Below are 9,526 nucleotides of genomic sequence, written 5' to 3'. Positions count from 1 at the left end.
CAGACTTGGAAACTATCTCATCAAATTAGTTCCCCCATAGAACCTCCTTGAGCCATCTTGCACACTTTTCTCTTTTTGTCAAATTTTATGTTAAGAAAGATGTGACTAATGGATAGCTTATCAAGGGGGGCAGGGGGGATCCCCCCGCCTATCGGCACCCCCCTTATCAAGGGGGGCAGGGGGGATCCCCCCGCCTATCGGCACCCCCCTTATTAAGGGGGGCAGGGGGGATCAGAGGCAATAACTACTTACTTAAACTGTAATCGTTATAATCTAATCAGTCTTATTTTAAGACATAAACAAGCTATTAAGAGATTTAGCAAAATTCTAGCGAGTCAGTTTTAGTAACTGCATAATGATATATTGTCTTAAGCGATCGCTGCTTTGAGCCTGTGCATTAACAAACAAACTATAATCCGCTGGACAGCATTTCTCATAATTTACACTGCCTAGTAAAAATTTTAGTACAAATGCTCGGACTGACAACACCGGCACTCATTGAGATAGTCAACAGCTGATCCCAGCCACCTCTTTTTTACCATATTTGGCTACACTTCGCTTCTCATAGGGATTGTAGACTTCCTTGTCACCCCGTCAGAGTTAAGAGCAAAACAGAGACAGAAGCGAAGCTCAACCCGATGATTAGCTAATGGTATCGATAAACATCTTCAATGCTGCTTTTGAGAAGGAGAGGGGTTGCTAAAGCCTCTATAATAAGTAGCCATAGAGATGCCGACAACTTCCCCTGTCGATAGCGAATAAGGAGAAAAAAAACCCAGTGTTTGTCCTCAAAGGTTACGAGTATTTTCTAGGATTTCTGCTCGCTTGCAGTTTAGTACCAATCCTATCCCTAACTGCCTCCAAAGTCCTGCGGCCTAGTGGTGGCGGTCCGGAAAGACGCACTACCTATGAATCGGGGATGGAACCGATCGGCGGTGCTTGGATTCAGTTTAACATTCGTTATTATATGTTTGCCCTCGTTTTCGTGGTTTTTGACGTGGAAACCGTCTTTCTCTACCCTTGGGCAGTAGCTTTCAATCAATTGGGCCTATTAGCTTTTGTAGAAGCACTGATCTTTATTGCTATCCTTGTGGTTGCTCTCGTCTATGCTTGGCGGAAAGGAGCCTTAGAATGGTCATAACGGCCATAATTTTCCTTATTTTTGACTTTTCATGAGAGGATAACCCGATGAGTCCCAACCCTACCAGCGAATTTAAGCAAATTATCGCACAACAAAGCGAAAAAATCCTCAATCCCATCGAACGCACCAAAGTTACCCAGGATTTATCGGAAAATGTCATTCTCACTACCGTTGATGACCTGTATAACTGGGCGCGTTTGTCAAGTCTTTGGCCGATGCTATACGGTACAGCTTGCTGTTTTATCGAGTTCGCGGCCTTGATTGGTTCCCGTTTTGATTTCGATCGCTTTGGTTTAGTTCCCCGTTCTAGTCCCCGGCAAGCGGATTTAATCATCACTGCCGGTACAGTTACCATGAAAATGGCCCCCGCTTTGGTGCGTCTGTACGAAGAAATGCCAGAACCTAAATACGTTATCGCCATGGGTGCCTGTACGATTACGGGAGGAATGTTCAGCAGTGACTCCACTACCGCAGTCAGAGGGGTAGATAAACTTATCCCCGTGGATGTCTATATACCCGGTTGTCCCCCCCGTCCGGAAGCGATTATCGATGCAATTATTAAACTGCGGAAAAAAGTCGCTAACGAATCTATTCAAGAACGTGGGACTGTCCTCCAACAAACCAATCGTTATTACAGCACCACCCACAAAATGCAGGCCACGGAACCGATTCTTACGGGTAAATATCTACAATCGGCTACCCGTCAAGCACCTCCGAAAGAGTTACTAGAAGCCACTGGTATGCCTGTTCCTCCCGCTCTTTTGACCACGAAACAAAAGGAAGAAATCTAAATGACTGAAGAAACCACAGCTATTGTGCAAGCTGGCCCCACTTCGATTTGGTTAAGCGAAAATGGTTTTGATCATCAAGCTTTAGAAGCTGACCATAGTGGTGTGGAATTGATTAAAGTAGAACCAGACTTTTTAATTCCTCTGGCCACTGCTTTATTCGCTTATGGCTTTAATTATCTCCAATGTCAGGGCGCTTACGATTTGGGACCGGGTAAAGAATTAGTTAGTTTCTATCATCTGGTCAAAGTAACCGATAATGTCGATAGTCCCGTGGAAGTGCGCTTAAAAGTCTTTCTTCCTAGAGATAATCCCAGGGTTGCCTCGGTTTACTGGATTTGGAAAGCCGCTGACTGGCAAGAACGAGAAAGTTATGATATGTTCGGCATTATTTATGAAGGACATCCCCACCTGAAACGGATTTTAATGCCGGAAGATTGGGTCGGTTGGCCCCTACGCAAAGATTACGTTTCTCCCGAATTCTACGAACTACAGGACGCTTACTAAGTCGAGAATTTAATCACTAATTAGGTTATGGATCCTATGGGGTTGGAAGCTATTTCTAGCCCGATTTTTTTTTGATACTAAATCCGTTGAATATAGGCTACATAAGTAGGTAGGCGTTAAAAATTATCAGATGCCCCCCTTATTAAGGGGGGCAGGGGGGATCCCCCCGCCTATCGGCACCCCCCTTATCAAGGGGGGCAGGGGGGATCAAAGACAAAATCTATCTTCAATTTAATTATAACCAGCTACTTATTATCAGGAGAGGCACTCCTGCAAAACGGAGAATAAATAATCAGTTTTTAATAACTGGATTTAGTATTACTTAGCCAAGAAAATCCTCGATCGCCTGTGCCGTCTCTTCCGGTGCTTCTTCCGGTAAAAAATGACCACTGGCGATCGCCTGTCCTGTCACTTGATTAGCTCGCTGCTGCCAAAGAGCGATCACATCGTATTGACGTGCGATGAAACCTTTTTTTCCCCAAAGAACCAAGAGGGGGGAGGAAATTTTCCGGTCTAAATCCTGACGATCATGCTCTAAATCGATGGTAGCGGCGGCCCGATAATCGGCACAGGTGGCGGTTATCGTGCTTAAATCTCGAAAACAACGCCGATATTCCCCCAAAGCTTCCTCTGTAAAAGCGCTAAAATCTCGCCCCCAACTTTGCAAGCAATGGTGCAGATAATAATCGGGATTAGCGGCGATCAGGGTTTCGGGAAAAGGGGAAGGCTGAATCAAGAAAAACCAATGATAGTAGGCAGTGGCAAAAGTTTTATCAGTCGCCTCGTACATCGCCAGCGTCGGGGCTATATCGAGTAAAACGAGTTTTTTGACCTTTTCTGGAAAATCAAGGGCGAGGCGGTGGGAAACTCGCGCCCCTCGATCGTGGCCGATCAGATAAAACTCCTGATAACCCAATTTTTCCATCAGCAACACCTGATCGAGGGCCATCACCCGCTTGCAATAATTGCTAGAATCCTCTAGGGGTAAGGGTTTATCGCTATCCCCGTAGCCGCGCAGATCCGTGGCGATTACCGTAAAATTGGCCGCTAATCGGGGGGCGATTTTATGCCACATTTGATGGGTTTGGGGATAACCATGGAGCAAAAGCAGCGGAAAACCGCGCCCACCTTTGACACCATTGATAGTAATGCCATTAACTTCTAGCTGAAATTTCCGAAAATTTGTCAGCATTTTTGCGTCCTGTCACCTTAGGGAGAGATAATTGCATCATCAGGCCAAAGTGGCCTAATCAGTAAAGTTTTTTCACTATAGCTCCTCAAGCCCCTATTTTTCTGGTAGATTAAAACCAGTGGGTTGCTCAAAAATCAACGAGTTAAGCAGTAATTTGATTATGATCTCGATTATCTATTCCGATGAATTTCTCGATCACGATACAGGTATTTACCATCCCGAAAAAGCGGCGCGTTTAACGGCAATTGTCGAGGCTTTAAAACAAACAGAATGGCAGTCAAAATTAACATGGCATTTACCGACACCGCTCGAAATTCGTGACGAAGTAATCCCTTTGATTAAACAAGTTCATAATCAAGATTATGTTGATAGATTGCGGCGAATTTGTCAACAGGGTGGGGGGAGATTGGATGCCGATACTCCCGTTTCTGCGCGTAGTTACGATGTGGCGTTACTAGCGGTTAGTGGCTGGTTAGATGGAGTCGATCGAGTCTTATCTACTGGCGATCCTGCCTTTATTTTAGCCCGTCCACCCGGACATCATGCCACTTCTAATTATGGCATGGGTTTCTGTCTGTTTTCTAATGCTGCTATTGCCGCTTATTATGCTTTAGAAAACAAAAGAGTGCAAAAAGTAGCGATTCTTGATTGGGACGTACATCACGGCAATGGCACCCAGGATATAGTCGAAAATCATCCCCAGATTGCCTATTGTTCCCTTCATCAATTCCCCTTTTATCCCGGCACGGGAGAAGCGAGAGAAAAAGGGGAGTTTAATAATGTTTTGAATATTCCCTTACCGTCAGGAAGTACGATTAAAGATTATCAAGAACATTTTGAGGGGCAAGTCATACCTTTTCTGAAAAATTTTCAACCGGATTTAGTGATTGTTAGTGCTGGATATGATGCCAATCAAGCGGATCCTCTGGCGGGAATTTGTTTACACCCACAAGATTATGGAATTTTAACCAAATACCTCTTAACTCTCAATAAACCGCTGCTTTTCGGCTTAGAAGGCGGTTATGATTTAGAAACTTTAGCGGCTTCCGTCGTCGCCACCTTAGAAGCTTTGCTCTGATCCTATTCCGGGTAATCGTTACATTTCTTTAAAAAGATTGGTAACAAAGTGATCTAATGCGGTAAGGTAAACGATCGATAGAAAAAAAACCTTGACCTAGTTGCCTTTTAAGATTATGAACTCCCTTGCGCCACACCTAAAAGCCAAAGCCCTCAAGTCAAATAGTCGTCGTCCTGCCAAAGAATTGTGTAGCGAGTGCGGACTTTGTGACACTTATTATATTCACTATGTTAAAGAAGCTTGTGCTTTTCTCAATCAACAAATCGCTGATTTAGAAGCAGCAGCACACGGCAAAAGTCGCGACTTAAATCAGGAAAATGATCTCTATTTTGGTGTTCATCAAGAGATGATGGCTGCCAAGAAAAAACAAGCTATCCCTGGGGCGCAATGGACAGGAATCGTCAGCACAATTGCCTGTGAAATGCTCAATCGTGGTTTAGTAGAAGGGGTGGTTTGTGTGCAGAATACCGCCGAGGATCGCTTTCAACCGCAGCCGATTCTCGCTCGTACCACGGAAGAAATTCTCGCCGCTAAAGTTAATAAACCGACTCTTTCTCCCAATTTATCAGTCCTAGAAGAAATTGAAAAATCGGGCATGAAACGGTTATTAGTTATCGGAGTTGGTTGTCAAATTCAAGCCCTAAGAGCAGTAGAAAAAAAATTAGGCTTGGAAAAATTATATGTCTTAGGAACTCCCTGCGTCGATAATGTCACCCGCTCAGGACTGCAAAAGTTTCTAGAAACTACCAGTCGTTCCCCAGAAACCGTGGTTCACTACGAATTTATGCAGGATTTTCGGGTACACTTTAAACACGAAGATGGCTCCATCGAAATGGTTCCCTTTTTTGGCTTAAAGACTAATAAATTAAAAGATGTTTTTGCCCCTTCCTGTATGACTTGTTTTGATTATGTTAACTCCCTTGCTGATTTAGTTGTGGGCTATATGGGCGCACCTTTTGGCTGGCAATGGATTATGGTTCGTAATGATACGGGCAAGGAAATGTTAGAGTTAGTGAAAGATCAATTAAATACCCAAGATGTTATGTCTAGTGGTGATAGAAAACAGGCGGTACAAAATAGCATTCCTGCCTATGATAAAGGTGTAACCTTGCCGATGTGGGCGGCAAAAATGATGGGAGTAGTAATTGAAAAAATCGGGCCTAAAGGTTTAGAATATGCTCGCTTTTCCATCGATTCTCACTTTACCCGTAATTACCTTTATGTTAAACGTAATTATCCTGAAAAATTAGCGGCTCATGTTCCTGAATATGCTAAAAAGATTGTGGAACAGTATAAATTGCCCGATTAATTAGGGTATGCTGAAAAAGTAGGGGCGCAACATTCGGATAGAAAATCTACGGTTTCAGCGATGGGTTATCCCCCGAATGTTCACCCCTTCTTCGACAATCTCTTATCAGTTATCAGTTATCAGTTATCAGTTATCAGCTATCAGTTATCAGTTATCAGTTATCAGTTATCAGTGATTAATTCAATCATAGTCGATGATAGGTGGTGCGTGAGGACTAAATCTGGATGTTGTCAAAATTTCTCTTGACAAAGGCGACTTGACATGATACTATATTCATAATGGAAAATCCTTGCGCCTACAGACCCTATTTTCAAGTCTCAATAATCGCCAATAAAAGCTTAGATAGCGATAATTTTTTTTAAGATTGAGAACCATGAACCATCAAAGAGAGTTTTATGTTGTCATTGAACGAGATGAGGATGGATATTATGTTGGGGAAGTTCCTCAACTTCGGGGTTGTTACAGTCAAGGGGAAACGATTGATGAATTGATGAAGAATATCAGGGAAGTGATTGAACTTTGCTTGGAAGATGGCAATCCTGAAGATGTGTCGGAGTTTGTTGGAATTGAAAAGGTGTCTATCTGATGCCAAAATTACCGATATTAACCGGTGATGAAGTTATCAAAGCTTTAACGAGAATAGGGTTTCAATCTATCCGACAAAAAGGAAGTCATCTGCGCTTAAAACATGAAGATGGAAGAGTTGTCACCGTACCGGTTCATCGGGGGAAAACTGTCGGGAAAGGATTACTCTTAAAAATTTTACGCGATGCTGAACTGACACAAGAAGAATTTATTCGTCTGCTGTAATTTCAATCTTGATTTAAGCTTCATGTCCCCGTTTTTCTGGATGTTGTTAAATTTTCTCTTGACAAAGGCGACTTGACATGATGCTATATATATAATGGAAAATCCGTGCGCTTGCAAACCCTAGTTTTCAAGAATTTTCAAGGTCTAGTTTATTCGCCATAATGAGTTTTAGCACGATGAATATAGATTACATCATCAGTCTAAACTTTGATTGGAATGATTGAATGAATACTATGATTGTGTTGTATGCTGACTTCATAAACCATTAATCAATGTCTCCCAAGACTTCCTCAAGAGAATAGGTTTCATTTTCATTAATTTGCTGTAGAGATAGTTGTAAGCTTTCTCTTAAATCGGGAATAGAGAGTAATTCGATGGTTTCTTGTAAACTTTCATAGTTTTTTTGAGAAATCAAAATTACAGAATCCTCCTGATTCTCAATGGCATAAATTTTGTTATCTTCTGTAACCGATTTAACGAGACTTGGTAAATCGGTTTGAGCATCGGCGATTTTAATTTTTTTGATCATAATTAATCCTTTTTTTGATGATGAAATAATAAAAATTATTGTAGGGATTTAACAATCTCTCCTAATCACAGTCCAGACAGCATCCTCCTATAATTATCCATCATTGTAGTCATCAGTGATTAATTCAATCATAGTCAATGATAGGTGATGCGTTACGACTAAATCTGGATGTTGTTAAAATTTCTCTTGACAAAGGCGACTTGACATGATACTATATTCATAATGGAAAATCCGTGCGCCTACAGACCCTCTTTTCCAAAGCATTCAAACTCTATCTTAATTCTACTTGCCAGAGTTGGGACGACATAGTTTTATATTCTCCATAATCGTTTGAGTATGGGGATGATTTTCCCCTAATCCTTCTCTGAAAATATTAATCGCTTCTAGATAGAGAGGTTCCGCTTCTGTGTAGCTGTCTTGGGAATGGTACAATAGTCCTAAATTATTGAGAGATACCAATTTTCATAACTAAGATTGGGAATATTTTGAAAATGCTTAATGTTAGCTGTAATCAGAGTATAATCGCAATAAATAGCAGTCGCAGCAATAAACAAATCAATCGGGGTAATCAGTTGTCCTTTTATTCTAAGATTAACGTATATTTGAGTAGCTATATCACTAATTTCACGATCATAAGCAATTACTTCACTGACTTCTACAAGACGTTCAAATTGTTGTTGTTGATTTCGTGCATCTTTATACAATAAACCACTTTTAATCTCGTAATAGGTAAAGATTGAAAACGATATATAAGTATAGTGTTGTCGATAGATGCGGAATTGTTCAATTACTGCGGGATTGCCTCGTAAAAAATAAGAGAGGATATTGGTATCAAGTAATGCTTGTTTCATAAGTCATTTATCCGTTTTAAATCGAGTTGACGATTAGCTTCTGCTTCTTCGACAATCTCTTGCATAGTATTTTCTATACCTGCTGCCATACCAGCAAATTCCATAAAGTCAATGTCTGGATGTTTTGTTTTTATAGATTGGACAAAATGCAGGATTTCCGGCAGCAGAGAAATGGGAGTTGTTTCAATTTCTTTAATAAGTTCTTCTTTGAGTGTCATAGCTTTATCAGTTATCAGTTATCAGTTATCAGTTATCAGTTATCAGTTATCAGTGATTAATTCAATCATAGTCAATGATAGGTGATGCGTTACGACTAAATCTGGATGTTGTTAAATTTTCTCTTGACAAAGGCGACTTGACATGATACTATATTCATAATGGAAAATCCGTGCGCCTACGAACCCTATTTTCCAACGGTCTTAACTATGATTGGTTTATTCAATCAATCTTCATCTCTAATCCACTCTTAACTAGGTTCCTAGTCATAGTTCATCATTCAACATTCCAACCACTGTCGATGGTGGTGGGTTACTGGACTAGGTAATAGGTGTAGGGGTAATTCATGAATTACCCCTACAATAACGTTTGTCTGGATGTTGTTAAATTTTCTCTTGACAAAGGCGACTTGACAGGATACTATATTCATAATGGAAAATCCGTGCGCCTACAGACCCTCTTTTCCAACGCTCTTAACTATGATTGGTTCATTCAAGGCTCTCTTGGATTTAGTGGGTAAAATGTATTCTAAGATACAGTCCTACTGGCGAGGGAATGGAAGGAACCACAAAGGACACAAAGATCGATTATGTTGTAGGTTAAGCTTATCGCACAGGGTCTGGAAGATTCCTATAATAAGTCTAAGCTGTGATTTGAATGATTGAGTGAATACTATGATTGTGTTGTATTTGGCAAGTCTTTATCAATGATCAATTATAGTCTATCCCATAATCCCATAAATCACAGTTAAGACGCTATCTCCCACGACGAAGGCAGATAGCATAATTTCCTCGAACCGTCATTGTTGTTGGATGCGCTATTCCTAATGATTGTTCACAAATTTGTAATGCTTCAGAATAAAGAGGTTCTGCTTCTGTGTACCTGCCTTGGGATTCGTACAAGTTTGCTAAATTGTTGAGGGATTGTGCCACATCGGGATGATTGTCTCCTAAGAGTTGTTTTCTCAAATCTAATGCTTCTAGATAGAGAGGTTCCGCTTCTGTGTACCTGCCTTGAGAATAGTACAATAGTGCTAAATTGTTGAGGGAAGTTGCCACATCGAGATGATTTTCTCCTAAGCGGGTTCGAGTTGCGGTTAAACAAT

The 9,526-nt window shown here is 41.1% G+C and carries 15 protein-coding genes; 8 read left to right on the top strand and 7 right to left on the bottom strand.

The features are described 5' to 3' along the window. Positions 1 to 778: 778 nt before the first annotated feature. The 3 genes from ndhC to ACOCD9_RS16515 are packed head-to-tail and all read left to right on the top strand — an operon-like array spanning position 779 to position 2,436. Positions 779 to 1,141 (top strand): photosynthetic/respiratory NAD(P)H-quinone oxidoreductase subunit C, encoded by a 363-nt coding sequence (gene ndhC, locus ACOCD9_RS16525; RefSeq protein ID WP_002739390.1) that lies wholly within the window; start codon positions 779 to 781, stop codon positions 1,139 to 1,141. A gap of 47 nt (positions 1,142 to 1,188) precedes the next feature. Then, on the top strand, positions 1,189 to 1,932 hold the full coding sequence (ndhK, locus tag ACOCD9_RS16520) for a photosynthetic/respiratory NAD(P)H-quinone oxidoreductase subunit K (protein WP_002800109.1): 744 nt from the start codon (positions 1,189 to 1,191) through the stop codon (positions 1,930 to 1,932). Continuing rightward, a complete protein-coding gene (locus ACOCD9_RS16515) occupies positions 1,933 to 2,436 on the top strand; it encodes an NAD(P)H-quinone oxidoreductase subunit J (protein ID WP_002778330.1) in 504 nt (167 codons plus the stop codon). It begins immediately after the preceding gene. A gap of 322 nt (positions 2,437 to 2,758) precedes the next feature. Here the strand turns inward: ACOCD9_RS16515 and ACOCD9_RS16510 are convergent, their stop codons facing one another. Beyond that, positions 2,759 to 3,628, bottom strand: a complete 870-nt coding sequence (locus ACOCD9_RS16510; RefSeq protein ID WP_419547984.1) for an alpha/beta fold hydrolase — start codon at positions 3,626 to 3,628, stop codon at positions 2,759 to 2,761. A 160-nt stretch (positions 3,629 to 3,788) separates the two neighbouring features. Between ACOCD9_RS16510 and ACOCD9_RS16505 the strand changes: the two genes are divergently transcribed. The 5 genes from ACOCD9_RS16505 to ACOCD9_RS16485 all read left to right on the top strand — a co-directional run bounded on the left by ACOCD9_RS16505 (position 3,789) and on the right by ACOCD9_RS16485 (position 6,825). After that, positions 3,789 to 4,706 carry a histone deacetylase family protein gene (locus ACOCD9_RS16505; RefSeq protein ID WP_419547983.1) on the top strand — a complete coding sequence of 306 codons (918 nt, stop codon included), beginning with the start codon at positions 3,789 to 3,791 and terminating at the stop codon, positions 4,704 to 4,706. A gap of 115 nt (positions 4,707 to 4,821) precedes the next feature. Further along, entirely contained in the window at positions 4,822 to 6,015 is a 1,194-nt protein-coding gene (locus ACOCD9_RS16500; RefSeq protein WP_419547982.1) for a Coenzyme F420 hydrogenase/dehydrogenase, beta subunit C-terminal domain, read from the top strand. Positions 6,016 to 6,075: 60 nt separating this feature from the next. Next, on the top strand, positions 6,076 to 6,261 hold the full coding sequence (locus ACOCD9_RS16495) for a hypothetical protein (protein WP_419547981.1): 186 nt from the start codon (positions 6,076 to 6,078) through the stop codon (positions 6,259 to 6,261). A gap of 127 nt (positions 6,262 to 6,388) precedes the next feature. Continuing rightward, positions 6,389 to 6,601, top strand: a complete 213-nt coding sequence (locus ACOCD9_RS16490; protein ID WP_016516940.1) for a type II toxin-antitoxin system HicB family antitoxin — start codon at positions 6,389 to 6,391, stop codon at positions 6,599 to 6,601. Continuing rightward, positions 6,601 to 6,825 (top strand): type II toxin-antitoxin system HicA family toxin, encoded by a 225-nt coding sequence (locus ACOCD9_RS16485; RefSeq protein ID WP_002739026.1) that lies wholly within the window; start codon positions 6,601 to 6,603, stop codon positions 6,823 to 6,825. Before ACOCD9_RS16490 ends, ACOCD9_RS16485 begins: the two co-directional genes overlap by 1 nt. Positions 6,826 to 7,090: 265 nt before the next feature. Here the strand turns inward: ACOCD9_RS16485 and ACOCD9_RS16480 are convergent, their stop codons facing one another. The 6 genes from ACOCD9_RS16480 to ACOCD9_RS16455 all read right to left on the bottom strand — a co-directional run. Next, positions 7,091 to 7,354 (bottom strand): type II toxin-antitoxin system Phd/YefM family antitoxin, encoded by a 264-nt coding sequence (locus ACOCD9_RS16480; RefSeq protein WP_002756068.1) that lies wholly within the window; start codon positions 7,352 to 7,354, stop codon positions 7,091 to 7,093. Positions 7,355 to 7,636: 282 nt separating this feature from the next. After that, positions 7,637 to 7,813: a tetratricopeptide repeat protein gene (locus ACOCD9_RS16475; RefSeq protein WP_071821085.1), complete on the bottom strand. Its 177-nt coding sequence runs from the start codon at positions 7,811 to 7,813 to the stop codon at positions 7,637 to 7,639. Further along, positions 7,792 to 8,205, bottom strand: coding sequence for a type II toxin-antitoxin system VapC family toxin (locus ACOCD9_RS16470; RefSeq protein ID WP_419547980.1), 414 nt, complete (start codon positions 8,203 to 8,205; stop codon positions 7,792 to 7,794). Before ACOCD9_RS16470 ends, ACOCD9_RS16475 begins: the two co-directional genes overlap by 22 nt. Further along, the gene (locus ACOCD9_RS16465) at positions 8,202 to 8,423 is read right to left on the bottom strand and encodes a hypothetical protein (RefSeq protein WP_419547979.1); all 222 of its coding nucleotides are present in this window, start codon (positions 8,421 to 8,423) and stop codon (positions 8,202 to 8,204) included. Before ACOCD9_RS16465 ends, ACOCD9_RS16470 begins: the two co-directional genes overlap by 4 nt. 278 nt (positions 8,424 to 8,701) lie before the next feature. Then, positions 8,702 to 8,851: a hypothetical protein gene (locus ACOCD9_RS16460; protein WP_419547978.1), complete on the bottom strand. Its 150-nt coding sequence runs from the start codon at positions 8,849 to 8,851 to the stop codon at positions 8,702 to 8,704. Between the two features lie 325 nt (positions 8,852 to 9,176). Next, the coding region (locus ACOCD9_RS16455) for a tetratricopeptide repeat protein (protein ID WP_419547977.1) at positions 9,177 to 9,526 on the bottom strand (350 nt) is incomplete at its 5' end.

Source organism: Microcystis sp., assembly GCF_048564745.1.
Classification (GTDB): Bacteria; Cyanobacteriota; Cyanobacteriia; order Cyanobacteriales; family Microcystaceae; genus Microcystis; species Microcystis ichthyoblabe_A.
This window is presented reverse-complemented; position numbering and strand designations above follow the sequence as displayed.

Excerpts from the sequence above, each read along its gene's own strand:
- ACOCD9_RS16500 (WP_419547982.1), top strand. The coding sequence starts at position 4,822 with ATGAACTCCCTTGCGCCACACCTAAAAGCCAAAGCCCTCAAGTCAAAT.
- ACOCD9_RS16490 (WP_016516940.1), top strand. The coding sequence starts at position 6,389 with ATGAACCATCAAAGAGAGTTTTATGTTGTCATTGAACGAGATGAGGAT.
- ACOCD9_RS16495 (WP_419547981.1), top strand. The coding sequence starts at position 6,076 with ATGGGTTATCCCCCGAATGTTCACCCCTTCTTCGACAATCTCTTATCA.
- ACOCD9_RS16470 (WP_419547980.1), bottom strand. The coding sequence starts at position 8,205 with ATGAAACAAGCATTACTTGATACCAATATCCTCTCTTATTTTTTACGA.
- ACOCD9_RS16460 (WP_419547978.1), bottom strand. The coding sequence starts at position 8,851 with ATGAATATAGTATCCTGTCAAGTCGCCTTTGTCAAGAGAAAATTTAAC.
- ACOCD9_RS16510 (WP_419547984.1), bottom strand. The coding sequence starts at position 3,628 with ATGCTGACAAATTTTCGGAAATTTCAGCTAGAAGTTAATGGCATTACT.
- ACOCD9_RS16485 (WP_002739026.1), top strand. The coding sequence starts at position 6,601 with ATGCCAAAATTACCGATATTAACCGGTGATGAAGTTATCAAAGCTTTA.
- ndhK (WP_002800109.1), top strand. The coding sequence starts at position 1,189 with ATGAGTCCCAACCCTACCAGCGAATTTAAGCAAATTATCGCACAACAA.
- ACOCD9_RS16465 (WP_419547979.1), bottom strand. The coding sequence starts at position 8,423 with ATGACACTCAAAGAAGAACTTATTAAAGAAATTGAAACAACTCCCATT.
- ACOCD9_RS16515 (WP_002778330.1), top strand. The coding sequence starts at position 1,933 with ATGACTGAAGAAACCACAGCTATTGTGCAAGCTGGCCCCACTTCGATT.
- ACOCD9_RS16480 (WP_002756068.1), bottom strand. The coding sequence starts at position 7,354 with ATGATCAAAAAAATTAAAATCGCCGATGCTCAAACCGATTTACCAAGT.
- ACOCD9_RS16505 (WP_419547983.1), top strand. The coding sequence starts at position 3,789 with ATGATCTCGATTATCTATTCCGATGAATTTCTCGATCACGATACAGGT.